The following is a 26,757-nucleotide window of genomic DNA, read 5'->3' on the forward strand; positions in this document are numbered from 1 at the left end:
ACCTTGCTGTGGCTTACAGCGTCGCCGTAGGTAGTGGTGCACCGTTATTGCTGAGGGTGATTGCAGTAGACTTCTCATATTACAGAGGCGCCGTGGGCATAGGCGTGGCCGTGTATGAGGGAGACTTGCGGCACGTTCTACGCCAGTCTTTCACTTTGTCGTGGGCTAGCCACAAAATTGCGGCGACGTGCGCGTCTAGGAGGTGTTTGATGAGGGCAATAGAAACGGCGCTCAGAGGCTTCCACGTCAGGGAGAGACTAGAGCAAGGACAGATACGCAGTTTCCTTAGACTGCTCAGGGGAAGGGGGCTAAGAGTCTCCTACTTACTTGCAACTAAGTACACAAGTGTAGTAATTAGCCGTATAGCACAGCGTGGTTTCCACGGCATAAACGTAATCGTTTATGACGAACTAAGCGGCGACGAGGCAGTGCGGGCGGAGGAGATAAAGAGGGGGCTTAAGGAAAGGAGACTTAGCATAATCGGCGAAATTCGTGGTAAAAACTATCTCGTTGCCCTTAGCGATATTGCCGCATATCTAGCCGCTTTAGACAACTACCTGAGTAAATATCCTCCGGACGATGAAGAAGGCAGGAGGGCGGAGGAGATGAAAGAAGAGCTAATTGAGTTATTAAAGCCGTATAACCTTGAATTACTGTGATTGCGATAACCGCGTATGAGGCGCTTGAGGAGATATGCTCAGAGATTAAGCAGTTTGGGGAGCCTGCAAATCCTGCGCTGGGCACACAGCTGAAAAACGCCTATTCAGCTCTAAAGGCGGGGGGCGCCGTAGTGGGCTTCTACGGGCAGGGAAAGAGCTTGCTGGCCAATTTGACCGCTTTGGCGGAGCTCCTCCAGGGGAGGCGGGCAGTGGTGATAAGGGCTAATCAAGTGCTAGCAGGCGAGACGGAGTTGGAGGACGTGTCAACTTGCGGAATGTTGAACGACGTCGTAAAAGAGTGCGGTGAAACGTACCGCGACTGGTTTAGAAAAGTCATAAAACTAGATGAGGGGGGTGCGATGCGTTTAAACTGTAGGGAAAAGCTCGAGGTAAGAGGGGAAAGGCTTAGTAAACTGGACTCAATAATCGTCGACTTGAGGTCAAGGGGTTTTACGGTTGTGGTAGACGAGCTAGAGAGACTAGTGGAACAGCCGACGGCCTACGGCTTTAGAGACCTCCTAGACCTCCGCGAGCAGTTCTTCAACTTGGTGGATAGGCGTAGCGGCGCCGCCGGCTTTGCAATACCTGTGTCGCTTTGGGCGACATTTGACATACAGATAAAGTCGCGTATTGCCCCAGTCTACTTCATCTCAGGCGACGTAAGGCCGGAGGACATGCGTGAGTTTATGAGAAGGAAGCTTGGGCAGACGCCGAGGGAGTTTGAGCCCGTCGAATTTAGAAACCCGCGAGTCGTAGCCGCTATATTGCGAGAGCTCGCTTCTGGTAAGAGCCCAGCCGACGTAGTTAAGTTGAGGCTTGAGGTGCTTAGAGCTCTCGCAGACCTCTTGGCCAAGGGGCCTAAGGTTAAGAAGGCCCTCTTCATAGCGTTGACGGCGGCGTGGCTAAGGCAGAGCGTCTACATGGAGTTTGACAAATCGATTTTTCAAAAGGCGACGTCTCTTGCCAAGGAGTACCTCGGGGCAGATGTGGACATGGGTGTTGACGAGGCGGTCAAAGTACTAAGGCGCAACAGAAAAGTTCGGAGGGGCGTCGCCGGTTATTACCTCTCTCCCCTCGTGGTACATGAGTTAGAGGAGCTGGCGAGAGGTGGCGGCTATCAGAAGAGGCTTCTGGCGCTCTTTGGGGAGGACGTAGTGCAGAGGATATCCACAGAGCTTGGCGTTGTATGACGGCTCTTGTGGAAAGGCTTGGCACACTGCACAAGGGGGGTAGGGGTAGCTGGGTGTATCAATCCCCGCGGGTGCTCTTCCTGCTCTTATACGCCGAGGTCAAGGGGCTGGACCCAGGCGACCTCTTGCGACGCCATTTGGCGTATGTCAAGAGGATCGGGCCCCAGATGGCGTGGCTCGCCGAGCGGCTGAGGTGGCTTGGCTACGAGACGCGGGGCGGGCGGGAGCCCGACCCCCACAAGTCGATGGAGTACGCCAAGCGCCTAGGCCTAGACCCCGGGGAAGTAGCCGCCACTGTCGAGGCCTTGCTCAAGGTGCTCAAGGCCAGAGGCCCAGAGGACGCCGCCTATCTGCCACCAGCCCTCGCCCTCCCCGAGAAGGCCCTGCTCCTAGACGCCGTGGCCCAGTCCCAAGCCTTCAATCTCCGCGGGACGCTCAGCCTGTTGGCCAAGCTGGCGCAGGGCGAGGAGGTGGAGGTGGGCGACCCAGACAGCTTTAGGAGAGAGCTCCGCTTTAGACACGCCTACCTCTACGCCCTCCACTTAGCCGCGGCGGAGAGGAGGCCCACATGCCTCGGCTACGCCCTGGCCCTCCACCTCGACATGGGCCACCCCCCACTTCCCACATACATCGGCCTTCTCCGGGCCACGGGCCGGCTGAGATACGTCGTGGCCCTAGAGGCGCTGGCGCTGGGGGTGGGGACGAGGGAGGACCTCGACGTAATGCTAGACGTCTACGAAAAGTTGCTCAACAAGCGGGGCGTGGCGCTTCCGCCCCGCGAGGAGATCTACACGGCGTTTGTGGGCATGAGAAGCGACATAGGCGTAGGCATGATCGCTCCTGCAAAGCCCTTAGAAGACTTGTTGATGCTAATAGAAACTTAGACGCAGACCATAGCCCTGCAGAAATATGTCACCTTCACGAGAAGTTCATAAATACTAAATTTTATACATGCTGATATGCGAACTTCCCAAATTAAGAATAAAATACTGGTGGCATATGCGCTAGTAAATAGTGCTACTATACTAGCTTATGTGGTAGCTTTTTTATGCCCTTGGTCTCCTTTGAGTTATATTTTACTTTACGGTTGGATTATAGACAGTTTGCTTGTCATCATATTTCCACTGTTTTTCCGGCGAGTTGCTGCGGTCTTTGCCGCAGTCTCGTTTTTGTCTGCTCTATTCTTACCAATCGTTGGGTCAATTATTCCGGAGGATGTGCGTAGGGTTTTGCAGGCGGTGCATATCCCACTTGTCTTATATGCTGTTGCCCTTTTCGCCCTTGGCCGTGTTCTTTTGAGTGTGAGCAAGATTGCTGGGGCTATTTACTATGGTGTCGCCGCCATCATGGGGGTCTTCGCGCTGTTATACACCGTGGATATACATCTTTTCTTCGAAATCTACCTATTAAACAGATATACAGGCGTGTTCCTCAACCTTCTATTGGCCGTTGCGTGGTTGATAGTAGCCGTTGAGGTTGTTAGAAAGCTTCGCCATGGGCATGGCCAGCCCCCGTAGCCGCCGCTGGGCTTGAACAGCTTCTCGCGGCATTGACAGTGTTCGCTGTCATGATCACAGGCGCCCCTCTTGTCTAGAAAGAGTTTTATATTCGGTGTTTTGTGGGGACATGTCCTCGGGGTGGATAGGTGGTACAACATAGCGGCTGACTTGCCGGCGCCTTTGGCGCCTCCCAGGGACCCGGACGAGGGGGAGAGCAGGATTGCCCTCTTGACGAGGATTCTCCCATCGGCGCTTATCGACCAGGAGTTCACCGCAGAGAGGTGGGTCGCCATCCCGGAGGAAGTTAGGGCGGTCTACGCCAGGCTGGGAAGGCCCACTCCCCTCCTCCGTGCCGAGGGTCTGGAGAGGGCCCTTGGGGTCGAGGTGAGGATTTACTACAAGTACGAGGGCGTTCTGCCGGTGGGTAGCCATAAGGTCAACACGGCGGTGGCCCAGGCCTACTACGCCAAGGCTGACGGCGCGGTGGAAGTGGCCACGGAGACTGGGGCGGGGCAGTGGGGCATGGCGGTCTCGCTAGCCGCGGCCCTCTTTGGCCTCAGGGCGGTGGTGTTTATGACTAGGTCTTCTTACAACTCCAAGCGGCAGAGGCTCGCCTTTATGAGGGCCTACGGCGCCACTGTGTACCCCAGCCCAAGCGACGTCACTGAGGCGGGGAGGAGGCACTACAGGCCGGACCACCCCGGCTCCCTTGGCATAGCCATATCGGAAGCTGTGGAGTACGTCCTCTCGGGGGAGAGGAGGCGCTACCTGCCGGGCAGCGTGATGGAGTTCGTCCTCTTGCACCAGACGGTGATTGGGCTAGAGGCCGTGAGGCAGTTGCCCGAGGAGCCCGACGTCGCCGTGGCCTGCGTGGGTGGGGGGTCCAACTTCGCCGGCTTTACCTACCCAATGATAGGGGCCAAGCTGAGGGGGGAGGGGTTTGAGAAAACCCGCTTCATAGCCGCAGAGTCCGCCGCCGCCCCCAAGTTGACCAAGGGAGAGTACAGATACGACTTCCCCGACGCGGTGGGCACCTTGCCCATGATCAAGATGTACACCCTGGGCCACGACTACGTCCCGCCCCCCGTCCACGCCGCGGGGCTCCGCTACCACGGAGCGGCGCCGAGCCTATCCCTCCTACGCCGCCTCGGCTACATAGAGGCAGTGGCCTACCCCCAGGAGGAGGTTATGCAAGCCGCCCTACTATTCGCCCGAACAGAGGGCGTAATCCCAGCCCCCGAGTCGGCCCACGCCATAAAAGCCGCAATAGACATAGCCAAGAAGTTGCCCCCAGGCTCCGTCATCGCCATAAACGTCTCCGGCCACGGCCTCCTAGACGTAGACGCCTACGAAAAATTCCTAGACATAAAACAGCCCTAGAGCGACGGCTCTTAGGCCCTGAGCCTATAGTTGTTTTACCTGCGTCTCTACTTTGGCCGCCTCTACTTCTGGCACTTCTAGGCGGTACTTCACGCCTCCGGCGAAGAACTGGAAGTGGAGGACGGCTTGTATCCTCTTGCCGCAGAGCTCTAGGGAGAGCTCCGCCCTCCCGCCTCTAGCCGCCTGGGGGCCGTACTGCTTTATCAAGCAGTACATGTCTATCACGTCGCCGCAGTCTAGGACGGCTACTTGGTATATGGCCGTCCACTGGGCGGGGCCCCTCTTGACTAGTGTGGTCTCAAGTTGCACATAGGGGTGGGGCTTGGGGGTTTATGAAGGTGGTGGAAAATATTTAAAGGGGGCGTTTGTAGTGCTTATGGCTTCGGGGTGGACGTCCAACCTTTGCTGAAGAAGCTGGGCGAGGGCAAGACTCTAACGGTGGACGAGGCCTATAGGCTTGCCCGGGGCATTCTCCTCGGCGAGTTGGGGGAGGTGGAGGTGGCGGCGGCTTTGACGGCGATGAGTGTGAGGGGGGAGACGGGGGAGGAGGTGTTGGGGTTTGTGAAAATGGCCAGGGAGGCGGCTGTCAGAGTCCCCCTGGAGGTAGACGCCATTGACACGGCGGGGACTGGGGGCGACGGCGCTGGGACTATAAACTTGTCCACGGCGGCGGCCATAGTCGCCGCGGCGGCTGGGGCCAAGGTTCTTAAGCACGGGAACAGATCCGCCTCTGGCCTCTTTGGGAGCGCGGACTTCATGGAGGCTGTGGGGTACAACCTCGACCTCCCGCCCGAAAAGGCGGCTAGGCTCGTGGCGACTGTGGGCTTCGCCTTTGTCTTTGCCCCAAAGTACCACCCAGCCTTTGCCAAAGTGGCGCCGGTGAGGAGGAGGCTCCCGTTTAGGACTATATTCAACGTGGTGGGGCCTTTGGCAAACCCGGGCTGTGTGAAGAGGCAGCTGGTGGGCGTGGCTGAGCCGAGGCTGTTGGAGGTGGTGGGGGAGGCCTTGGCCGGAATGGGCCACGTCAAGGCGCTCGTGGTGCATGGGGGTGGGGTAGACGAGGTGTCTACGGAGGGTCCGACTACGGTGGTGGAGGTGAGGGGGTTTAAGCTGGAGCGGTACGTGGTGTCGCCGGGGGACTTCGGGGCGCCTGTCACACCACTGCCCAGGGCTAGGTCTAGGGAGGAGGCGGTGGCCAGGGCCTTGGCTGGGCTGAGGGGGGAGGATAGAGAGGCGGCGGTGGCCATTGCCGCAAACGCCGGCTTTGCCCTATACGTCGCCGACGTGGTTAAGGACTTTAGAGACGGGTTTGAGCTGGCGTTGAAGACTATAGAGGAGGGGGCGGCGTATAGAAAGCTGGTGGAGGCGGTGGAGGCGTCGCGATGAAGATCCCGCTGTCTAAGCTTCCGCCTCCCAGGGACCTCGCCCACGGCCTCTACCTGGGGGGCGAGGAGTTTGTGGCGCTCCTGGAGTCTGGGCAGGGGTTTGTGGAGAGGTCTAGGTACACGCTGGTGGCTTGGGGTGTGGAGAGGGAGTACGTGGCCCACGGCGGGGAGCTGTACAACGTATTGGACTCGGCCTACCGGGGCCTTGCGAGGGGGGAGGGCCCCTTCGGCGGCGAGGTGGCAATAGGCGTGGTGGCCTACGACGCCGCAGCCTACGTGGAGCCGGTGCTGCTTAAGTACGGGAAGGTACGGCGCCCCGTGGCCTTCTTTGTGAAGCCCAGGGGGTTTGTGCTATACGACAAGGCCCTTGGGAGGGCGTATGTGTATGGCGAAGTGCCGCCGATCCGCGGCGTGGGCGACGGCGGAGAGCTAGAAGTGAGGGGGCCCGTGGGCCAGACGGACTCTGCGTCTTTTAAGAGGTGGGTGGCGGAGGCCAAGAGGAGGATTGAGGCTGGGGAGGCCTTCCAGGTGGTGCTCTCCCGCTTTGTGGACTTCGCCGCGCGGGGCGACTTGTTCAAGCTGTACCAGTCGCTGGCGGAGCTCAACCCCTCGCCGTATATGTATTTCCTCAAGTGGAGAGACGTGGCGGTGTTGGGCACCTCGCCGGAGCTCTTGGTGAAGGTGCAGGGAGACAGGGCCGAGACGCACCCCATCGCCGGCACTAGGCCCAGGGGGGCCACCGAGGAGGAGGACATAGCCCTGGAGGAAGAGATGCTGAGAGATGAGAAGGAGCTAGCCGAGCACTCCATGTTGGTGGACTTGGCGCGGAACGACCTGGGCCGCGTCTGCCGGCCGGGCACCGTGCGCGTGGACGAGCTGTTTGCGGTGGAGAAGTACAGCAGAGTTCAACACATCGTGTCCCGCGTCTCGTGCGTCGTGGAGAAGAAGTACAGCCCAGTGGACGTCCTACTCGCCGCGCACCCCGCCGGCACAGTCTCGGGGGCGCCGAAGGTGAGGGCCATGGAGATAATAGCGGAGCTCGAGGAAGAGCCGCGTTGGATATACGCAGGCGCCCTGGGCTTCTTCTCCCCCGCCCTCTCCGAGTTCGCCATCGTCATAAGGTCCGCCGTATTCCACGAGGGCCTCCTCCGCATTCAGGCAGGCGCCGGGGTGGTATACGACTCGACGCCGGAGCGGGAGTTCAACGAGACTGAGGCCAAGCTCAAGGCGCTGAGGGAGGCGCTGGGGCTATGGACCTGACGCTAATAGTAGACAACTACGATAGCTTCGTCTACAACATAGCCCACTACGTGGCAGAGCTCGGTAGCAGGCCCCTAGTCCTCCGCAACGACGAGGTGACGGTGAAGATGGTAGAGAGGATTAGGCCAGACCGCATAATCATCTCGCCGGGGCCGGGCCACCCCGCGGACCCAAGAGACGTGGGCAACTCCCCCGACATAGTCAGAGAGTTCGCCCCCAGAGTCCCCCTGCTGGGGGTCTGCCTCGGCCACCAGATAATTGGCCACGTCTTCGGCGCCTCGATTAGGAGGGCGAGGACCATAAAGCATGGGAAGACTAGCCAGATAAGGCACAGCGGGGGCCCCCTCTACCTGGGAGTCCCTGAGGTGTTCACAGCCATGAGGTACCACAGCCTAGTGGTGGACAACCTCCCCGACGTCTTGGCCGTGGAGGCAGTCTCCCTTGACGACGGCGAAATCATGGGAATCCGCCACGTGGAGTATCCCACATACGGCGTCCAATTCCACCCAGAGTCGGTGGGAACCCCCCTCGGCAAGAGGATAATAAAGAACTTCTTAGACCTCGTATGAGGTTAAAAATTGGTGCATGTCCGGGCACATGATTAAGCGACCCGCCCTAGGCGTGTACATTGTGGCTGGTTGGCCCAGCGCCGAGGTATACAGGGAGGCCGTGGCCAGACTCTCCGGCCTCGTGGACTTCTTCGAGCTGGGCGTCCCCACGAAGAATCCCAAGTACGACGGGCCCTACATCCGCGCGGCTCATAGAGAAGTCGCAGCGCCGGTTTGGGACAAGCCTGCGGCGCCGACTTACTTGATGGCGTATTGGGAGGACTACGCGGCGCGGCCCGCGGAGTTGTTCAACCTGGCGGCCGAGGTCGGCGCGCGGGGGGTCCTGGCGCCGGACCTCCTCGTGGACTACCCGGGGGACTTGGAGCAGTACTTGGCCTTGTCCAAGGAGTTTGGCCTAGCCCCCGTCTTCTTCCTCCCCTCGAAGTTCCCGCACAGCCTCGCCAGGCGGATCGCAGCGGCGGGGCCGGACTTCATATACCTCGGACTCTACGCGGCCACGGGGATAGAGCTCCCCGTCTACGTGGAGCGCAACATCTCCATCGTCAAGGGGCTGGCGCCTGAGGTCCCCCTCGTGGCTGGCTTTGCAATAGACAGGCCGGAGAAGGCTGTCAAGGCGGTGAAGGCGGGGGCAGACGGCGTCGTGGTTGGCACGGCGTTTATGAGGAGGCTGAAAAGCTCCGTGGAGGAGGGGCTCCGCTTCCTGTGGGAGATTAAGCAGGCGCTTGTTGGGCTACGATAGCCTTCACGTACCGCCGGGCCCCGTATATCAACACCGCCTCCAGGGGGATTTGGGCCCACTTCACCAAGATCTGCCCCGTTATTACCGAGGCCTCGGGGCCAAAGGCGAGGGATATGAACACCAAGCTGTCCACCACCTGGGCCACGAGGGAGGAGGAGTAGACTCTGGCCAAGATGTGTAGCCGGGGCCACTTGGTGACAATGTACACGTCCACGGTCGAGGAGATGAGGTAGGCCGTGAGCGAGGCCGCGGCTATCCTCGCCGACGGCGCCAAGACGCTGTCTACCACGGCCGCCCTCTCGGCGAACCAGGCGGGAGGCGGGAGGGTGGAGGCCGCCCAGGCGGCGAAGGCCACCGCGGCTTGGAAGAAGAAGCCGAGCCTCACGGCCCTCAATGCGAAGCTCCTCCCGTAGAAGACCGCCATGGCGTCTAACACGGCCACGTTGGTCATGAAGATGACTGTGCCCGCCGGGGCAACGCCTATTCCATAGTCCACCAGCTTGTTGGCTATAAACTGCGCCGCGGAGAGAGTGCCGAAGAACAGCCCCACAAGCACCAAGTCCGCCCTGTCCCTCCACAGGCGGATTAAAAAGAGGTATATTGCGTATATGACGAGGCCGTAGGCCCACGCCACCGCCAAGGCGAGCATGGGGGCTTGAGACGTCAACTTTAAAAATATAAAGCAGGCGTAGAGCATAGACATGGACTTCCTGGCCGCGGTCAAGCGGGCTGTTGAGCTCAGGCTGGCCACGGAGCCCCCGCCGCCTCCCCGCACGGCGCCGCTGGTGGACTTCGCCAAGGGGCTCGGGGAGTTTGGGATAATTGCCGAGTACAAGCGCGCCTCGCCGCGGGGCGTAGTAAGGCTGGACCTACCCCCCTGGGCCTACTTCGCCGAGGTATACCCCCACGTCTCCGCTTTCTCAGTACTGACAGAGCCCTTCTGGTTCCTAGGCGACTACCGCTTCCTGCCCCTGGCCAAGGCCTTTAAGCCCGTCTTAATGAAGGACTTTATAATAGACAAGAGGCAGATAGACGCCGCCTACGGCTACGGCGCAGACGCCGTGCTCATAATATACAAGCTCGTGGGGAGGGAGAAGGCGATGGAGTTGGCCGAGTACGCCCAGCGCCTAGGCCTAACCCCAGTGGTGGAGGTGGACAACGTCCAAGACGCCAAGGAGGTGGCCACCTGGGGCGGGAGAGTGGTGTTGGGGATAAACGCGAGAGACCTGCGAACTCTCGAGGTGAGCCTCTCCAGGGCCTTTGAGGTGGCCAAGGCGCTGAGGGGGGACGTGGATTACATAATTGAAAGCGGCATCTCCAAGCCGGAGGAGGTGGAGAGGGCCTGCGAGGTCTACGCAAGAGGCGTGTTGGTTGGGACGGCCCTGATGAAAAACCCGCAGTTGGCCAAGGAGCTTGCCCACGCCGCACATCGGGCTTGTAAGGCTCGTTCATAAGGGGAGTGAAACATCTGTAACTACAGTAACGTGGAGAGTCCCATCAAAATAGTTACCTAACTTTTATCCATTTTTCATACTGAATAAATCGTATATTTCTATATAGTTTATTTGACAAAATTGTTCTAAATATATGTCTAAATTCTGAAAACTGTGTAAAGAGCGATTTTCAAGCCTAAGTAGATCTTGACGGCGGGCTCAACTCTGTCAAGCACTGGGTGGCCGCCGTTTTGGGCAATCGGCTTTCCGCTTTTCACCGTGTCGGCGCCGCTTTGACAAAGGAAATGTAAATGGGAAGTGCGGCGTTCAGTTGTCTTGCTTGTGTAAATCAAGTGTTAGACGGCGGCTAATCATTGGCCGCATTTTAGTACCTGATATCTCACTGCGTGTTCAAGCTTGCGTAGGTGGTTTTAAAACGTGTTTTTAACATGGAGAGAGAAGTGGTTGTCAACAGGGCTTTGGAGGAGTTCCGCGAGAGGCTTTTGAGGTGGGACGAGCTGTGCGAACAGCTAAGGGAGCTCTACTACAGGTACCTCGACCTAGCGGCCTTCCGCTCGGAAAAGTGCTACTTCCCCGGCAGAAAGTGCAAGAGGCCGTGGAAGCGGGAGTACGACGTAGGCGATCTCACCCTCATGTGGACGTACATTATGAACACCGCGCCGCTATGCGGCAAGCTCATAAGGGCGTTGGCGGAAGTGGAGTACGAGATACGCAAAAGGGCAATAGAGAGTCTTGAAAAGTATGGCGGTGTTAAAAAGAAGGTGAGTCCCAACGGTGGGCGTGAAATAATACATATCCGTTTAAAAAAGCCAGTATATGGGTATTTAATATTGTGGAATGACAAGCTTTACACAATATGGGGCGAGTTTGATGATTTGCCCAAGAACGGTCGACTGAGAGTCGATGAGGTTGGGCGTAGAGTTACAAACGTTATAGAGTGGTACAAACGCGGTGAGGAAGTAGAAGTTGAAGTGAAAGAATACGATATTGACAAAGAGTATGAGCGACTGTGGTTCGAAGTTCCTTTGTCAAATAATATTTCGAAGTTGTTGGGTGGAAGGGACAGGGCGCCGATAGCGCTATTTAGGAATCTCGGGTGGTTGTTGAGTGACGACTGGAGACAACTACTTGGACACACAGCTGGCAATTTTGGTCAAATGACTATGAGATTATTCGATTGGATTTCTTTAGTAAAATATAAAATGACGAGAGAATTCTCACCAAATGTGTTACTAATTTTTAGGTTTATGGTAAATAGAATGACAAAGACAAAAAACGGTGAAAATCCCATAGTGAAAATACGGCCTATTGGTACTGCGGTCGAAGCCGTTCAAGCCGCTTACGAGTTGTTTGGAATAACGCTGGGTAAGACTGAGGAAGTGCTTGCCCGCGGCTATGCCGTGCTGGGGGCGCTGAAAGAAGAGGCCTTTAAACGCGATGGCAAAGTATACGTCGTTGACGACGTCAGTGCGTGGATTGCTTTTAGCAACGCCGCGGCGGTAGTGGTGTTGGGCGACGGTTACGTCATGCCAACTGAATTTAGAGTAGTAGCCAAGTTGTCGACGAATAAAACGTTAGCGGGAGAGACGGCGAGAGTGAAAGAGCTAGCAAAGGCGCTGGGCGGGACGGCGGTTGGGAGAGAGGTAAGACTTCAAAGTTGGCATATGCGCTTATTGCTTCCAATATCGCCAATGCCATCTTTTGAAAAAGCGACCAAGTTATACAAAGCACTTGTCAATTATTTAGCGGCCGTTATAGTGGAGATTAACGGTACTACATACTTGCTTACACATACTAGGGGTGGCAAATTTGTAATTGGAAAAGAGAAGGCAAAAACGCTATACGAGACTGTGGAGCGGCTTAAGTTGAGGACAAAATTTGAGAAGAATATGATAGTATTGGCTTACACCCAACTTAAAGAGTTAGCGAAACGGGGCTTTATCGTTAAATTCCTCAATGATATGGAAAAAGATGCGATAAGAGAAGTAAAACCTGTGTTACCGATGCCCGACTTAGAGGAGGTTAGAAAGGTGTTTGAGAAAATAGCTAACGTTGCAAGAATTTCTGTCGGATTGTATCGGGGACGCGAATATGTCTACATTACATTGTATGACAAGTCTAAAGTCGAGGAAGTAGCCGCCATGCTTAAAACTGTAGGGATAAGGTTCTCTCTAGTTCGCCAGGAAGGATTATTGTTGGTACGTGAACGAAGGTCGGTCGAAATAATTTGTAAGTCGATTCTACATCTTTTTCCAGGTCGTCTCTAATTTTGACTGTGCATGCAGATTGTACCGACGCTTTACCTTTCTTTTTTCAAAGCGTCGCTAATGCTGTCAAAAACGAGCGACCATAAACTCCGCCCCGCTGTAGATCCAACGTTTTACACAGTTAAGCTTGCCGTCAAAAATTATTAGGTTTGAAAACGCTCTTTACAGAGTTTTCAAGGTTTCGATATGTGTCCAGAGTTGAATTAATAAAGTGAATATATAGAGATATATAGTGAAGCAATACATGGTAACAAATGCCTATGGTAGATGGGATCAACGAGAAATTGAACCTCTCCAGACTACTAATTGATACACACCACGCCGCTGAGAAGTGTAGACAGAGGCGGTGAAGCGGCGCCGCGGCGCATATACATTTAAATATGTCTGAGTGCCCGCCGCCGTGGATAAGCTGAGGGCTGCACTCACCTCGCTTCTGGCCGGGGTTGCAGTCACGGCTCTCAAGGCGGTTGCCTGGGCCCTCAGTGGCTCTGTTGCAGTGCTTGCAGACGCGGTGCACTCGGCGGTGGACCTGCTGGCCGTCACTATTACGTACCTCGCGGTGAGGGCCAGCCTAAAGCCCCCGGATGAGGAGCACCCCTACGGGCACCAAAAGGCTGAGCTTCTTGGAGGCGTCGGGGGCTCGCTTGCGGTGATGGCATCGGCGGCCTTTGTGGCATATGAGGCCGTGCATAGGCTCATCCACTGGGAGATCTACACGCCGACCCTCATAGGGCTCGCCGTGGTGGCCGTCGCAATCTTCGTAGACTTCAACAGAGTGGTGGTGCTGAGGAGGTTTAAGGGCGTGTCCAGGGCCCTTGAGGCAGACGCCCTCCACTTCTCCACAGAACTGGCCTCCTCCACGGCCATAGCCGCGGTGCTGGCCTTTGGGCTAATTGCCTCGGCCCAACTGCCCAACCTCTTTGCGACGTGGGGGCCGCTGATAGACGCCGCAGTGGCGCTGGCGCTAGTGGCGTATTTCACAAAGCTGAGCTTGTCGCTTCTCAAGACGTCGGTGGTTGAGCTACTCGACTACGCCCCCCCGGACGTGGTGGCCCGGGCCAGGTCCAGAGCCGCGGCTGTGGAAGGCGTCAGAGCCGTGTCGGCTGTGAAAGTGCGCAAGGCAGGCTCGGTGTACCACGCAGAGGTCACAATAGCCGTAGACGAGAACTTGACGGTGGCCGCGGCCCACGAGATAGCGGACAAGGTGGAGAAGGTGCTCAGGGGCGAGCTAGGCGGAGACGTGACTGTACACGTGGAGCCCTACAAAGAGCGGCGCTCAGAAACAAGCACCGCCTAGGGTATAGCAGTAGGCGTAGTATACGTAGCTGGCCAGGCCTAGGGGTGCTGAGAGGCCGAAGTAGCCAAAGCGCCATACAATCGCTATTTCCACAATGGAGACAAAAATCGCAATCACAAGGGCCGTTATCGCAGCTGGCTCTAGAGTGTAGATCCCTAACGCCATGGCAAGGCCTGGGTAAAACGTGCTGTACAACGCCTTCTCCCCTACCACCGCGCTGACCCCCTCGTCGTCTTTGCCCTTAGCTATGAAGATAAGCGCTACTATTGACTCAGGAACCACGGTGGCTATGGGTATTAATATGACAGAAAGCGCCAGCTTGTCTAACCCAAGAGCCGCGCCAATCTCCCTTATTCCACTCACCATCCACTCGGCGCCAAAATACATCGCCGCTATAGCGGCAGCTACCTGTAGGGCGGGGTGGCGTAGCCACAGCTTGGCCTCCCCTCCTCCTGCCTCCTCTTCCTTAAGCATATACCTGGCGTAGAGCACGTATAGCGCGAGTAGGACAAGGCCGTAGAGTTGGCCATATGCCCCGTACTTCTCGGGGTGAAGGATGAGGATAGGGGCCAGGGGAATTGTAAAGACGAGAAGCGGAATGGCTACCCCCCTATGCACATGGAGAAGCATATATCTCCTCCGCTTAAAAGCCCACGAGACAAGCGCAACAGCCAACAGCACGGGGTATATGATAGTGGAGGCCATAAAGGGCTGAGCCACGATGGAGCCCCAAGCGATCTCCGCCTGGCCTTGCAACAGTGCCACAGTGAAGATCGCCAGCTCGGGGCTGGAGGTTATGATAGGGGCAAAGATGGCCGCAACCCCCGTGGCGGCCCTTTTGTAACGCCAGGAGATAAAGTGGACGAGTTGCTCTATGAGGAGGCCGGCCAACACTGTGAGCAAAACCCCCGCGGCCACCCCAAAGGGCCCTATGGAGGGCACAATCCCCTCGCCAGCCATGCCACGCGGTGAGGCGGGGTTTATATCGTTGATCCCCCTCTTACCTCTGGGCGACTCGTCTGTAGTACAAGGCCTTGAAGCTACGTATCACCTCGGCGATCCGTATCCCCGCGGGGCACTGGAAGTCGCACGCCCTGCAGTGTAGACAAGTTGCCACTCCACGGAGCGCCTCTTTTCCAACTCCGCCGTTTGTAAGCGCCATGAGGATGAGGTTGATCCTGCCCCTGGGGCCGTAGTGCCTCTCCCGCGTTGCCACATATGTGGGACAGACGTGTTCACAAAACCCGCAGAATTGGCACCGCCGAACTTCCTCAAGAATCTCTCTTTCACTGAGCATTAGTCCACGATTTTGCCAGGGTTAAATACGCCATAGGGGTCAAACACCCTCTTCAGCTCTTTCATAAGCTTTAACACGACGTCGCTGCCCTTGGCAGTTGCCGCCTCCCTCAATAGGGCCTTCTTATGTGTGCCAATTCCATGTTCTGCGCTTATCGTACCTCCCAGCTTAATGGCAAGCCTCCCCACCTCAAGATAGAACTGTCTCACTCTTGACATCTCCTCTTCATCGCTCCTCCTCGCCCATGCCGCCGGGTGTAAGTTGCCGTCGCCTATGTGTCCGCCCATTGCATACTTTATCCTGTATTTCCTCGCCAGAGTCTCAATTGCCTTAACGGCCTCTCCCAGTTTGCTTATTGGAACCGCGATATCTTCTATGTAGAGAAAGGCGTCGGTGCCATAGTCTTCAAACGCCGCATTAAGCTGAGCACTGTAAAGTCTCCTCCTCGGTTCTAACAGCTTATTAAATTCGCCAAGAGACGACGCCACTGCGATAATTTCACCCCTGCTGGACAGCACGTTGCTGAGAGCATTTAACATGTTTTTCTCGCCCCCCGGCGTCACTTCACAGCCAAGCCACAGGTAGTACCCCTCCCCGAGGCCCACCAGCTTGGCCACCTCTCTATCCACGAACTCGGCCACCGTGGGCCAGATCCTCGACCTCCTCACCTCTATCACCGCGTCTACTAGCGGCATTACGTCTTGGAACCGCGACATAACTCCTACAAAAGACTGCGGCAACGGCGCCAGTCTAAGAGTTGCCTCAGTGACAATGCCCAACGTCCCCTCACTGCCGATGAAAAGTTGCATAAGGTTGTACCCCTCGCGGCATTTCACAGTGGAACAGCCCACCCTGATCACATCCCCAGTGCCTATGACTGCCTCAAGAGCTAGTACCCAATGAGAAGCCGGGCCGTATCTAGCCCCCTTGACTCCTCCGCCGCCATTTGCTATGACGCCCCCCACCGACGCCGCCCTTGCGGATGCGGGGTCAACAGGCCACTGAAGCCCATACTTAGAGAGTTCCAAGTTAAGCTCATCCACCCTAATGCCAGGTTGCACCCGTGCATACCAATCCACGTCGGAGATTTCTAAAACTTTTACCATTTTTTCAAAAGAAACAGCTACCACTCCCTCTTCCTTTGTTACAGTATTTCCAGAAAGGCTAGTGGAAGAGGCTAGAGGTACAATCTTAAGCCTGTTTTTAATAGCAGTTTTCACCAGCTCAACCACCTCATCTGGATTTGCTGGATAAACCACAGCCAGGGGAAGACGGCCAGACTCAGAAGAGGCCTCTCTACTATAAAGAGCCAGTATCTGCGGCTCTGTATATAACCGATCCCCGAAAATTGACTCAAGTTCTTTGAGAACGGTCTTCACACTATAGACGTGCGTTTTGATATAAAAGCTTTAAATAAAACTCGGAGGCGTTGTAGTGGATCTTAGCTTTATAAAGAGGCTGGAGGAGGTTGTGGGGAGAGGAGGCGTCTTATATCGTGAGGTCGATTTGTTGGTGTACGAATCAGACGGAACCCTGGCGCTTAGGGGGCGGGCAGACGCCGTGGTGTTTCCACGTAGCGTGGAGGAGATGGCCAAGGTGGTGGAGCTGGCGTACAGCCATGGGGTCCCCATCGTGGGCCGCGGCTCTGGGACGAGTCTAAGCGGCGGAGCCGTGGCGGCAAAGGGCGGCATCGTGATAAGCACGGCGCGTATGAACAAGATCATAGAGGTGGACTTGGCCAACGAGGTGGCTGTCGTGCAAGCCGGCGTGATAAACGACTGGATAAACGCCTACCTCTCCCGCCTGGGCTACCAATACCCAGTAGACCTCGGCTACCAGTACATGGCCGACCCGGGGTCCCAGAGGGTGTCCACCATAGGGGGCAACATAGCCCACAACTCCGGAGGCGTCAAGTGTTTTAAATACGGCGTAACTGTGAACCAGCTGAGGGGCCTCACCGTCGTTATCCCGCCGGGCGAGGTGAGGAGAATCGGCGGCAAAGAGTTCGAGCAGCCTGGATACGACCTAATAGGCCTAGTGGCGGGCTCCGAGGGCACTCTGGCCCTAGTGGCAGAGGCCGTGGTGAGGATAACCCCCCTCTACGAGGCCACGCTCACAATACTGGCATCGTTCAAAGACCTCTACACCGCGGGCAGAGCAGTTTCCGCCGTCATAGCCTCAGGCGCCATGCCAGTGGCGATGGAGCTCATGGACAAGCTCGCCGTGGAGGCGGTGGAGTCTGGGCCATACGCCGCCGGGCTCCCCAGAGACGCCGAGGCCGTCCTCCTCATACAGGTAGAAGGCTCGCCCCCAGGCGCGGCGGCTGAGGCGGACAAGGTGGCCAAAGTCCTCAGAGAGGCCGGGGCCGCCCAAGTAGAAATCGTAGACGACCCCAACAAGGCGGCGCGGCTTTGGGCCGCGCGTAAGCAGGCGTTCGGCGCCATGGGATTTGTGGGGCCTAACTACGTCGTGGAAGACGGCACTATTCCCAGGAAGCGCCTGGCCGAGGCCTTGGCCATTGCCAGAAGCGCCGCGGCGAAGAGGGGCCTCCGCGTGGCCAACGTGTTCCACGCCGGCGACGGGAACTTGCACCCCCTCATCCTCTACGACGAGAGAAAGCCCGGGGAGAGGGAGAAGGCGATAGAGGCGGGAGAAGAGATCTTAGAGGCATGCGTAGAGCTCGGCGGCACCATCACCGGGGAGCACGGCGTGGGCTACATGAAAAAGAGACTTTTGGCGAAGATGTACGGCGAGGCTGAGATAGGCATCATGAAGGCCATAAAGGCGTCCTTTGACCCAAAGGGCCTCCTAAACCCGGGCAAGATATTCCCATGAGGCCCAAGTCCGTGGAGGAGCTCGTCGGCGCCGTGGCCGAGGCAAATAGGCTGAGGATAAGGCTCTTCCCCACTTGCCTAGGCTCCAAGGCCGGGATGGGCCCCCCGGCGGCCTACGACGAATTGCTCGAGCTTACGTCAATGCCTAAGGTTGTCGAAGTGGACGAGGAGGAGATGGTAGTCAAAGTCTCCGCCTGCTACCCAGCGGCCTCTCTCCAAGAGGAGCTCGCGAGGAGGGGGAGGAGGCTCGCGATGGACCCACCTCTCTTCACCAGGTCCTCCATAGGCGGCATAATAGCCACAAACTTCTACGGGCCCATGGCGTATCGCTACATGACGCCCAGAGACCAACTGTTGAGCGTCCGGGCGGTGACTGGGGGCGGGCAGTTGGTTAAATTCGGGGCTCCGGTGATGAAAGACGTGGCGGGGTACAACCTGAAGCGCCTGTTAGCAGGCTCGTGGGGCACCCTCGCCGTAATAGTTGAAGCATTCCTAAGGATATACGCCCTGCCGGAATCCGTCGCCGTGGTGGAGACAGACCCCAAGCCCCTCGGCGATGTGCGCAAGCTACTCTCAACGGCGGCGCTAGAGAAGAATGGAAAGCTCTACCTGAGGTTCGAGGGAACAGCGGCTGAGGTGGAGTACCGCGTCGCGAAGGCGGGCAGAGGCGAGGTTTACTATGGCGCAGACGCAGAGGCCCTTTGGCAAAGCGCCACGGAGGCCATAGACGTCTTCTCCTCAGACGTTGTGTACAAGGTGGTGGCGCCCCCAGCCCAGTTGCCCCCGCCGCCGAGCGGTGCTAGGTATGTGAAATACCCACTGCTGGGCGTAATGTACGTGGGCGGGGAGGCGGGGGCTGGCTATAGGCTCAAGCCTCCTCAAAAGTGGCAACTCCCTAACGCAGACCTCATGGCCAGAATAAAGCAGGTATTTGACCCAAACGGAGTACTTGCACCCGGGCGGCTTCCATGACGGCGGCATACGACGAGGTGTATAAGTGCGTCCACTGCGGCTTCTGCCTCCCCACGTGTCCCACATACCTCGCCACAGGCGTGGAGGGGATGAGCCCCCGCGGCAGGCTGTACCTCATCAGAGCGGTGCTAGAAGGCCGGGCAAGGCCCACCAAAGACCTCCTCGAATACCTAGACGCATGCGTCTACTGCCTCCGTTGCGAAACCGCCTGCCCCTCCGGAGTGAAATACGGCGCGGTGTATGAACAATTCTTCAAAGAGCATAGGAAAGAGCTCCAGTCCATCACCTACAGCCGCTACCTGCCCCTCTTCAACGCCCTAAACACGGGCCCCGGCCTCGCCTTGGCCCGCGTGGGTGGCAGCCTTGTGAAAGAGCTCGGGGCCCTGGTCGCTGGCAGGGACGTGAGAATGTATGTGGGGAAGGAGTTTAAGGCCAAGGGGGAGAGAGTCGGCAGAGTAGCCCTCTTCGTTGCCCCAGACTGTGTGGCGTGGCGCTACAAGGGGAAGATGGTGGAGGCCGCCATCCGTGTCTTGACGTGGAACGGCTATGACGTGGTGGTGCCGCGCTTCCGTTGTTGCGGTGCGCCTTATAGACACAGCGGCCAGTTTGAAAAAAGCGAAGAGCTGGCCAAGTATAACAAGGCTGTGGTGGGACAACTTGGCCGCATAGACTACGTCGTAGTTGCAAATTCTGGAGGTTGCCAAGCCGAATTAATGAGGTACTTTGACAACGTTGTCGACGTGTTTCAGCTGTTGGCCAAGAACGGCGTGAGGGAGAGACTGGGGCCTGTTAAACTTAGACTGGCGCTGCAACACAGTTGTCATCTCATGAACGTGGCCAAGGCCCATACGCACATTGTTGCTCTACTGTCAAAAGTGCCGGAGCTTAAAGTCGTCCCCTTGCCAAGCGCCGACGTCTGTTGCGGAGGTGGCGCACTCTACCCCATGCGCCATAGAGATATTGCAAATAAGATCCTAGAAGTAAAAAGGCGTGAAGTCTTCGAGATAAAACCCGATGGAATATTAGTGGAAAGTCCTGCGTGTTTGCAACAATTGTCGAAGCTAGGCGTGCCCGTCTACACCCCTATTGAAATTTTAGATTTATCATATAAGAATGCAAATAATTTAAAATATCTTGATTTAGAAATTGGTTAATGAAACATAAATATATTCTATATATCGTTAATTAACGAATAAATATTTATAAAGGTATAAAAGTTTCCATATATGACTGAAACAACTAAGTTAGGTAAGTTACCTATTGAAGTTGTTGATAAAATTCCGACGCCCGAAGAAGTTTTTAACGTAAAGAAAATTGGAGTAAAAGAGAGGATTTTGTTACTATATGGGTCGGCGCTTATAGCTCTTGGTGTTTCAATAGGAAGCGGTGAATTCTTACTGGGCCCCTCCCTGTCTATAAAATTAGGGCTTGTATTAGCGTGGCTTGTGCCTATTGGAGCTTTTCTACAAACAATATACATATATAGTTATACAAAATTCACTATAGCTACAGGTGAAACACCTGTGACAATGTTCTTCAGAATTGGTATATGGGCAGGCTGGTTGGGAGCACTTGGTGTCTTAATTGGGAATATCTGGGGTGGTTGGGCCTACTCTGCCGCAGCAGCATTGGCAGGAGGCTTTCTAGGCAGACAGCCAACCCCCGAAGATCGCATGTTTGTCGGAATCGCCGGCTTCTCTCTATTACTTCTCGCGTTTGTGATTCTCTCCCTAGGACGGAGAGTTGCAAGAACTCTTGAAATATTTAATTGGTTTGACCTAGGTGTAGTTTTTACTTCGTTTATAATTCTTGCAATAATTTTAGTTCCGCCCTCTATATGGGGTGAGCTAGGTAGCGGCCTAGTTTCATTTACCATACCTCAAGGAATTGACCCTATTCTCTTAGCGGGTTGGTGGGGGTACATCGGATTACTCACAGGGCTAAATTATGTGGCGGTCAGCTGGTTTAAAGACAAAGGCCATGGCATGGGATCGCTTACGGGCTACATATCGGCGCTGATTGGCGGTAAGAAAATAGAAGTTAGTACATTTGGAAAAATATTTAGACTCACACCCGAGAATATAAAGATATTTAAAAGATGGTGCAATCTAGCATTAGAAGAATTATTTGTGATATTCTTTTTGGGCGCCATTGTTGGCATGCTTATACCTATGACTCTGGCATATGCGATTGCCAGAGGTCTTGGATTAGAAATTCTTTGGGGAATTCCGTTGTGGCTAGCCTTAGCGCTAGGCAAGTTATGGGGACCCGCCGGGTATTGGTGGGGCGTGGTAGTGGCTGTGTTTGTTTTATTTAAGACGCAACTTGGAATAGTAGATGCTATAGTTAGAAATGTGGCAGACGCCGCTTGGAAGTCGGAAGGCGTTAGGAAGTTCTTTAGAAACGACATAAGATATCTCTACTACTTGTTAGTGGCTATCATCTTGGCTTGGGCTTCTGTGGCGTTTTTCGCAACGGCACCAGTAACACTGATTCTTATATCGTCTAACATGGCAAACGCCGCAGCTCTATACGGAGTACCGTTTTTACTGTATCTAAATTATAAGATGCCTAAGGAGCTAAGGTTACACTGGGGGCTAATAGTGCTAAATATCATATTCATGATTATATGTGCAATCTTTTTGACATTCTCAGTGGGAAGAGCGCTGGGAGTTCTATAAGAAGAAAAATTTAAATACACATTTTTTTGTATTCTATAATGATAGAAATAAACCCTAAGGTACTTCACTTATACCGAGATCTCTTCGGCGAGAAGGTTGTTAATGGGCGGAGAGTGGTCGTGGAACAACTTATTGAGGACTTGACCAGGGAGTTTCGGGCTGAGATAGATAGAGTCATCAGGGCGAGGCGGGAGTGGCTTGAGAGGAGGGAGCCCGTGAGAGTCAAGGCGGCGTTTCCCAAGTGGGACGACAAGTTTGTAGACGCGGATGGGAACGTCCGCACGTTTAGGGAAATTGTGCAGGGGCTTATCGACAACTTCCTCGGCAGAGACACGCCTCTGCGGTGGGGGCTGAACTGGAACACGCCCGTGCCAGACGACTTGCACCCGTTGAAGAACCCGGGGCTGGAGATCACTGGGCCTTGGTTCCCCATGTCCCGCGCCATTCACCAAATCAACGCAGACGTGGCATCCATGATGGAGGACGAGGAGGACGCCTCGCCTGCCTGGTACGTGCCCTGGGGCTCTGGGAGAGAAGTGGCGCCTGTCTGGGAAGCGCGGCGGATAGTGAAACGGGTCTTGTCGGGGGATGTGCCAGACCCCTACTACGAGGGGGGCAAGGTGTACCGTATACAAAAGCCCAGGGAGAGGTGGCCCACTCTCATACACAGGGTGCCGGGCCTCCACATCCTCGACTTCGACGTGAGAGTGGACGGGAGGCCCGTCCCGGCCATAATCACCTCCATCGTGATCTACACCGTCAACAACTACGACGCGCTGAAGAGGGCCGGCTCGGGGGTGTACTTCTATGTGCCCAAGGTGCAGACGCCCGAGGAGGCCCTCGTGGTGGAGAAGATCTTGCGGCGGGTGGAGGACGCGCTGGGGCTTAGGCGGGGCGAGTTGAAGATAGCCATGTTGTACGAGGAGGCCAGGGCGGGCTTGTACCTCCCCGTCATCTTCTGGATTTGGAGAGAGAGGCTTGTCAAGTCTAACAACGGGAGGTGGGACTACTTGGGCTCGTTGATTGAGATGTGGAAAGACGAGGCGGTTTACCCAGACCCGCAGAACATTACGATGACTCACCCCATAATGATGGCGTACCAGAAGTACAACGCGTTGATGTGCCTAATGGCTGGGCTTGGGAGAGATGGGAGACTGAACGCCGCGCCGGTTGGGGGCATGGCCGCGGTGATGCTCTACCGCCCCGACGACCCGTACCAGCGCCATAGGTACAACGCCAGGGCGCTGAGGGCCATATGGCTAGACAAGCTCAGGGAGAGGCTAATAGGACTAATCTTCGTGACTGAGGAGCCCGTGAAGAAGGTGAAGCTCAGGGAGATCCTGGAGGGGAAAGTTAGGGGGAGACTGTACGACTTGTTTAGGCAGAGCTGGGTGGCCACGCCGGAGGAGGCGTACGTGAGGGCGGGCAACGAGCCGCTTAGAGCGAGGCTGGAGGAGTTGGAGAAGTTGATCAACCGCCCCGTCAAATACGTGGAGGTGGACGGGGTTAAGATACCGGCGGTGGACAGCGGCCTCACGGAGCAAGAGAGGCAACTCTTCATAAGGCTAGGCCTAATAGACGAGGCGGGGAACATCACGCCGTGGGTCATAAGGCCGGACATGGTGGACACCCCGGAGAAGCTGCTCATAAACCCGGAGCTGTGGGGGGGCGCCGACCTCTGGACCGCGCTCTACCAGCCGCCGAAGGGCGACATCACGGCGGAGCACATACAACACGCCTTCTACATGGCCGCCAACTACGGCTTCCAACTCCTCAACGGCAATCTGGCCGCGGCCATCGACGACTACGAGCTGGGCCAGCGCTTCATGAACGACTTAGCCACCTACCGCATATTCTCCACCTGGCTCTGGACGCTACTGCGCCACAAGGCCCCCATTACGAAGGACGGGGCGTTTAAGGGGCCCGCCAAGACGGCGCTCGGGGTCATCCCAGCCGAAGACAGGGTCAAGGTGGCGGCCGGCACCCCCTTCACCGAGGAGCTCTTCGACAAGCTCTGGGAGTTGCACATGGAGTGGACTTGGGCGTTTTACGACGACTTGGACAGAATAGCGTCGGAGAGGATACTCCACAAGTTTGTAAACGCCGTGAAGGAGGCCGTACGCGACGCCTATGCGGCTGGCCCGTTTAGGCGCGTGAAGCCGGGCGACGCGGCGAGGCGGGTCCTCTCTGCCATAAGGGCTGAGGAGGTGGAGAAGGCCGTCGTCGAAAATGCGCCGCGCTTCGACAGGGCCTTCGCGCCCGTCATAATGGAGATACTACGCGCGAAGCTTAAGTCGCCCATGTACCTCCAACACGGCGGCAGACTCATCATGGCCCTAGCCCCCCTACCGGACGAGGTTAGAGACGCGGCGCTCAAGGCGGTCTTCATGCCCAGGGAAGAGGTGGAGAGGCTAGTGGCCTCTGGCAGACTCGGCAAAGAGGTGTTGGAGATATACGACTACGTCCACGACATAAGATGATTGAGTGGCTCTCTGCCCTCAGAGACCTCCTAGTGGACAACCTAGAGCGATCCCACCTCCCCCTCCCGGTGGACCCTGGGGTTTGCAAGAAGTGGAGGGAGGGGCTGTCCTTCGGCGGGAGGGAGAGGGTGTTGTACACCTCCTGCATGTACCAAATGGCGCCGCTTATTCACAAGGCCGTGGAGCTTTTGGAGAAGTACGGCGCCCACCGGGGCGGGCTGAGGACCCGCGTGGCGAGCCTGGGCGCCAGGTTACTCGGAGGCATCTTGCTGAAGCCCAGCGAGGAGGAGGAGCGGCGCGCCGCGGCCATACTCCGCTCCATTTACTCCCTCTTGAAGAAACACGGCGTGGAGTTCGGCGTGTTGGAGGAGGAGCCCTACTCAGGCGCCTTGTTGTACGAGCTGGGCTTTGTAGACGACTTCGCCGAATATGCCAAGAAGGTATACAAGCGGTTTAAGGAGGAGGGGGTGAGGGAGGTGATAACGGTGGACCCCCACACTCAGCACATTTTGGAGAAGGTCTACCCGCAGTTCGTGGAGGGGTTCGACATCTCTGTGAGAAGCTACCTCGACTTCTTAGACTCCTCCAAGGTCAAGGTGAAGATCAGCGGCTTTACAATACACGACTCGTGTCTCTACGCCCGGTACCTAGGCCGCTACGACACGGTAAGAAAGCTACTGGCCGCTGGGAGGCCTGTGGAAGACCCGTTTATAACTGGGAGAGAGACCTCGGGCTGTTGTGGAGGGCCCGCGGAGTCCATAATGCCAGAGCTCACGAGGAAAATCGCCATGGACAGGGCGGCCAAGCTCTCAAAGCTTTCTCGCACCGCCGTGGTGGCTTGCCCAATATGTTTCGTAAACCTCTCCCGCACTGGGGCAATTGAGGTGAGAGACATGGCCGAGGTGTTGGAATGAGTTGGCAGGAGGCTGTAGAGAGGGCGAGGGCGCACATTGTGCCTAGGACGTACGAGGTGTTGCAGAGGTTTGAATACGTCAGAGAGTTGGCCAAGGAGGTGAGGAAGGCGCGGGAGGAGGTGGTCAAGAACTTGGACTACTACATTGAGGAGGCGAGGAGGGCCGTGGAGCGGATAGGCGGGCGCTTCTACCTAGCCGCCACGGGGGAGGAGGCCGTTGAGACTGTGGCAAAGATCGTGGGGAGGGGCAAGGTGGTGGTAATGAGCAAGAACAACGTGGCCACGGAGACTGGGCTTAGGCAGAGGCTTGAGGCGGCGGGCAACGAGGTGTGGGAGACGGACTTGGGCGAGTTCTTGATACAGCTGGCCGGGGATGAGCCGAGCCACATACTCGCCCCCGCAGTCCACATGACCAAGGAGAGGGCGGCCGAGGTGCTTAGGCAGAGGCTTGGAATCGCCGTTCCCCCAGAGGCGGAGGCCATTGCGCAGAGGGCGAGGGAGTTTTTGAGGGAGAAGTTCCTAAGGGCAGACGTGGGGATCACAGGTGCAAACGCCATAGCCGCAGACACGGGGGCGGTGGTGCTCGTGGAAAACGAGGGCAACATTAGGATGACCACAGTGTTGCCGCCGGTCCACATAGTCTACGACGGCGTGGAGAAGGTAGTCCCCACGCTACACCACGCCTTCATGTCCGCCATGGTGCAGTCCGCCTACGCTGGCCTCTACCCGCCCACCTACGTAAACCTCTCCGCGGGCCCGAGCTCCACGGCTGACGTGGAAATGCGCCGGGTGTCCCCCGCCCAGGGGCCGCGTGAATTCCACGTGGTGCTTGTAGACAACGGGAGGAGGAAGGCCGCCAAAGACCCAGACCTATGGGAGGCGCTCCTCTGCATAAGGTGCGGCCGCTGCCACCTCCACTGCCCAGTCTACCTGACGCTGGGCAGAGAGTTTGGGAGGCCCCCCTACACGGGGCCCATGGGCGTGATGTGGACAGCGGTTACGCGGGGCATAGAGGAGGCCGGCCCACACGCGCTTAAGTGCGTACACGCGGGGAACTGCAGAGAGGTGTGCCCAATGTCAATAGACATCCCCAAGGTGATACACGCAATAAGGGCCAGATATCTAAGGGCGCGTTAGCCCTTCCACTTCTTGCTCAAGAGGTTCTTCAACGCGTCCAAGAGGAGGTAGGCGGCGTCGCCGACGTCGAGGTCGAGCCTCTTTGCAAACTCCGCCACAGCCTCCTCGGCCGCGCTCTGCATATGCCTCCTCTTCTCCACGGCGTCTGTCATGCCCCTGGCATACTCAAACTCCACGAGGGGGCCAACTGTGGCAAATCGCCTCTTCACAGGGCCGGGGCGCCTCGACCTGCCGACGTAGAGAATAGGCTTGTACTTCTCCAGCCGCCACCCGCCCTCGGTGAAATCCTCAGACGCGTATGCCGCAACTACGCGCCCCACAAATATGTCGTGGTCTCCGCCCACGTCTACCACTTGCTTAAGCTCGCACTCAATGACGGCGACTGCCTCGCCCACAGCCACGCTGGGGATCTTCCACGCCGGCACTAAGGTAAGTCCAGCACGCTCAAGCTTGTCTCTTACAACGCGGCCAGAGACGTCGCCTACAAAGGCCAGGGCATCTGCCCTGGAGAAGTCGAGGAGATTTACAGTGAAGTATCCGCTCTCTCTTACCAGCCTATAGGTGCGCCGCTCTGGGGCAATGGCCGTAATCAGGAGAGGTGGCGACATGGAGATAGACGTAGTCCACACGGCGGGCATGGCGCCTGCCTCTTCCCCAGCCTTAGCCGCTATAATGGGGACCGTGGCTGGGTAGAGCAGGTAGTGGAAAAGCTCTGCTTCAACCTCTCTAAGCACGCCGCTCATG

25 protein-coding genes are annotated in these 26,757 nt (G+C 56.8%); 19 read left to right on the plus strand and 6 right to left on the minus strand.

Features of this window, described 5'->3' with window-relative positions:
• Positions 1 to 8 precede the first annotated feature (8 nt).
• The 5 genes from PCAL_RS06370 to PCAL_RS06390 all read left to right on the plus strand — a co-directional run bounded on the left by PCAL_RS06370 (position 9) and on the right by PCAL_RS06390 (position 4,728).
• The gene (locus tag PCAL_RS06370; RefSeq protein ID WP_193322559.1) at positions 9 to 659 is read left to right on the plus strand and encodes a hypothetical protein; all 651 of its coding nucleotides are present in this window, start codon (positions 9 to 11) and stop codon (positions 657 to 659) included.
• Positions 656 to 1,849: a hypothetical protein gene (locus tag PCAL_RS06375; RefSeq protein WP_011849886.1), complete on the plus strand. Its 1,194-nt coding sequence runs from the start codon at positions 656 to 658 to the stop codon at positions 1,847 to 1,849. The genes PCAL_RS06370 and PCAL_RS06375 overlap by 4 nt, the downstream gene beginning before the upstream one ends.
• Complete coding sequence (locus tag PCAL_RS06380; protein ID WP_193322560.1) at positions 1,846 to 2,733, plus strand: hypothetical protein; 888 nt, start codon at positions 1,846 to 1,848, stop codon at positions 2,731 to 2,733. The genes PCAL_RS06375 and PCAL_RS06380 overlap by 4 nt, the downstream gene beginning before the upstream one ends.
• A gap of 219 nt (positions 2,734 to 2,952) precedes the next feature.
• Positions 2,953 to 3,366 carry a hypothetical protein gene (locus PCAL_RS06385; protein ID WP_193322561.1) on the plus strand — a complete coding sequence of 138 codons (414 nt, stop codon included), beginning with the start codon at positions 2,953 to 2,955 and terminating at the stop codon, positions 3,364 to 3,366.
• A gap of 120 nt (positions 3,367 to 3,486) precedes the next feature.
• The gene (locus tag PCAL_RS06390) at positions 3,487 to 4,728 is read left to right on the plus strand and encodes a TrpB-like pyridoxal phosphate-dependent enzyme (protein WP_011849889.1); all 1,242 of its coding nucleotides are present in this window, start codon (positions 3,487 to 3,489) and stop codon (positions 4,726 to 4,728) included.
• Positions 4,729 to 4,752: 24 nt separating this feature from the next.
• On the opposite strand, the gene PCAL_RS06395 is transcribed toward PCAL_RS06390, so the two are convergent.
• Positions 4,753 to 5,037: a hypothetical protein gene (locus PCAL_RS06395; RefSeq protein WP_011849890.1), complete on the minus strand. Its 285-nt coding sequence runs from the start codon at positions 5,035 to 5,037 to the stop codon at positions 4,753 to 4,755.
• A gap of 78 nt (positions 5,038 to 5,115) precedes the next feature.
• Here PCAL_RS06395 and trpD point away from each other — a divergent pair, with 78 nt between their 5' ends.
• The 4 genes from trpD to trpA are packed head-to-tail and all read left to right on the plus strand — an operon-like array spanning position 5,116 to position 8,681.
• Positions 5,116 to 6,114: an anthranilate phosphoribosyltransferase gene (trpD, locus tag PCAL_RS06400; protein ID WP_193322562.1), complete on the plus strand. Its 999-nt coding sequence runs from the start codon at positions 5,116 to 5,118 to the stop codon at positions 6,112 to 6,114.
• A complete protein-coding gene (locus PCAL_RS06405; RefSeq protein WP_011849892.1) occupies positions 6,111 to 7,373 on the plus strand; it encodes a chorismate-binding protein in 1,263 nt (420 codons plus the stop codon). The genes trpD and PCAL_RS06405 overlap by 4 nt, the downstream gene beginning before the upstream one ends.
• Positions 7,364 to 7,942, plus strand: a complete 579-nt coding sequence (locus PCAL_RS06410) for an aminodeoxychorismate/anthranilate synthase component II (protein WP_011849893.1) — start codon at positions 7,364 to 7,366, stop codon at positions 7,940 to 7,942. Before PCAL_RS06405 ends, PCAL_RS06410 begins: the two co-directional genes overlap by 10 nt.
• 28 nt (positions 7,943 to 7,970) lie before the next feature.
• Positions 7,971 to 8,681 (plus strand): tryptophan synthase subunit alpha, encoded by a 711-nt coding sequence (trpA, locus tag PCAL_RS06415; protein WP_193322563.1) that lies wholly within the window; start codon positions 7,971 to 7,973, stop codon positions 8,679 to 8,681.
• Here trpA and PCAL_RS06420 read toward each other — a convergent pair.
• Positions 8,653 to 9,330: a queuosine precursor transporter gene (locus tag PCAL_RS06420; RefSeq protein ID WP_011849895.1), complete on the minus strand. Its 678-nt coding sequence runs from the start codon at positions 9,328 to 9,330 to the stop codon at positions 8,653 to 8,655. The two genes, trpA and PCAL_RS06420, sit on opposite strands and share 29 nt — an antisense overlap.
• A gap of 52 nt (positions 9,331 to 9,382) precedes the next feature.
• Between PCAL_RS06420 and PCAL_RS06425 the strand changes: the two genes are divergently transcribed.
• The 3 genes from PCAL_RS06425 to PCAL_RS06435 all read left to right on the plus strand — a co-directional run bounded on the left by PCAL_RS06425 (position 9,383) and on the right by PCAL_RS06435 (position 13,699).
• Positions 9,383 to 10,135, plus strand: coding sequence for an indole-3-glycerol-phosphate synthase (locus PCAL_RS06425; RefSeq protein WP_011849896.1), 753 nt, complete (start codon positions 9,383 to 9,385; stop codon positions 10,133 to 10,135).
• Between the two features lie 428 nt (positions 10,136 to 10,563).
• Positions 10,564 to 12,402 (plus strand): hypothetical protein, encoded by a 1,839-nt coding sequence (locus PCAL_RS06430; RefSeq protein WP_011849897.1) that lies wholly within the window; start codon positions 10,564 to 10,566, stop codon positions 12,400 to 12,402.
• Positions 12,403 to 12,802: 400 nt separating this feature from the next.
• Positions 12,803 to 13,699 (plus strand): cation diffusion facilitator family transporter, encoded by an 897-nt coding sequence (locus PCAL_RS06435; protein ID WP_193322564.1) that lies wholly within the window; start codon positions 12,803 to 12,805, stop codon positions 13,697 to 13,699.
• Here the strand turns inward: PCAL_RS06435 and PCAL_RS06440 are convergent.
• From PCAL_RS06440 to PCAL_RS06450, 3 genes are read right to left on the minus strand one after another with little or no spacing between them, the layout of a single operon-like run.
• Positions 13,679 to 14,659 (minus strand): sodium:calcium antiporter, encoded by a 981-nt coding sequence (locus PCAL_RS06440; RefSeq protein WP_011849899.1) that lies wholly within the window; start codon positions 14,657 to 14,659, stop codon positions 13,679 to 13,681. The genes PCAL_RS06435 and PCAL_RS06440 overlap by 21 nt on opposite strands.
• Before the next feature lie 40 nt (positions 14,660 to 14,699).
• Positions 14,700 to 14,996 carry a (Fe-S)-binding protein gene (locus tag PCAL_RS06445; protein ID WP_011849900.1) on the minus strand — a complete coding sequence of 99 codons (297 nt, stop codon included), beginning with the start codon at positions 14,994 to 14,996 and terminating at the stop codon, positions 14,700 to 14,702.
• Positions 14,996 to 16,375: an FAD-binding oxidoreductase gene (locus tag PCAL_RS06450; RefSeq protein ID WP_011849901.1), complete on the minus strand. Its 1,380-nt coding sequence runs from the start codon at positions 16,373 to 16,375 to the stop codon at positions 14,996 to 14,998. Before PCAL_RS06450 ends, PCAL_RS06445 begins: the two co-directional genes overlap by 1 nt.
• 55 nt (positions 16,376 to 16,430) lie before the next feature.
• On the opposite strand from PCAL_RS06450, the gene PCAL_RS06455 reads away from it, so the two are divergent.
• From PCAL_RS06455 to PCAL_RS06485, 7 genes are all read left to right on the plus strand, one after another.
• Complete coding sequence (locus PCAL_RS06455; protein ID WP_011849902.1) at positions 16,431 to 17,831, plus strand: FAD-binding oxidoreductase; 1,401 nt, start codon at positions 16,431 to 16,433, stop codon at positions 17,829 to 17,831.
• Positions 17,828 to 18,802, plus strand: coding sequence for an FAD-binding oxidoreductase (locus PCAL_RS06460; protein ID WP_011849903.1), 975 nt, complete (start codon positions 17,828 to 17,830; stop codon positions 18,800 to 18,802). The genes PCAL_RS06455 and PCAL_RS06460 overlap by 4 nt, the downstream gene beginning before the upstream one ends.
• Positions 18,799 to 19,956: a (Fe-S)-binding protein gene (locus PCAL_RS06465; RefSeq protein ID WP_011849904.1), complete on the plus strand. Its 1,158-nt coding sequence runs from the start codon at positions 18,799 to 18,801 to the stop codon at positions 19,954 to 19,956. Before PCAL_RS06460 ends, PCAL_RS06465 begins: the two co-directional genes overlap by 4 nt.
• A gap of 72 nt (positions 19,957 to 20,028) precedes the next feature.
• The gene (locus PCAL_RS06470; RefSeq protein WP_011849905.1) at positions 20,029 to 21,483 is read left to right on the plus strand and encodes an Nramp family divalent metal transporter; all 1,455 of its coding nucleotides are present in this window, start codon (positions 20,029 to 20,031) and stop codon (positions 21,481 to 21,483) included.
• Between the two features lie 38 nt (positions 21,484 to 21,521).
• Complete coding sequence (locus PCAL_RS06475) at positions 21,522 to 23,963, plus strand: aldolase/citrate lyase/malate synthase family protein (protein ID WP_011849906.1); 2,442 nt, start codon at positions 21,522 to 21,524, stop codon at positions 23,961 to 23,963.
• Positions 23,960 to 24,877, plus strand: coding sequence for a (Fe-S)-binding protein (locus tag PCAL_RS06480; protein WP_011849907.1), 918 nt, complete (start codon positions 23,960 to 23,962; stop codon positions 24,875 to 24,877). Before PCAL_RS06475 ends, PCAL_RS06480 begins: the two co-directional genes overlap by 4 nt.
• Positions 24,874 to 26,013, plus strand: a complete 1,140-nt coding sequence (locus tag PCAL_RS06485; RefSeq protein ID WP_011849908.1) for an LUD domain-containing protein — start codon at positions 24,874 to 24,876, stop codon at positions 26,011 to 26,013. The genes PCAL_RS06480 and PCAL_RS06485 overlap by 4 nt, the downstream gene beginning before the upstream one ends.
• Here the strand turns inward: PCAL_RS06485 and PCAL_RS06490 are convergent.
• Positions 26,010 to 26,756 (minus strand): flavin reductase family protein, encoded by a 747-nt coding sequence (locus PCAL_RS06490; RefSeq protein ID WP_011849909.1) that lies wholly within the window; start codon positions 26,754 to 26,756, stop codon positions 26,010 to 26,012. The genes PCAL_RS06485 and PCAL_RS06490 overlap by 4 nt on opposite strands.
• Position 26,757: the final 1 nt, after the last annotated feature.

It is taken from the genome of Pyrobaculum calidifontis JCM 11548, assembly GCF_000015805.1.
Lineage (GTDB): Archaea > Thermoproteota > Thermoprotei > Thermoproteales > Thermoproteaceae > Pyrobaculum > Pyrobaculum calidifontis.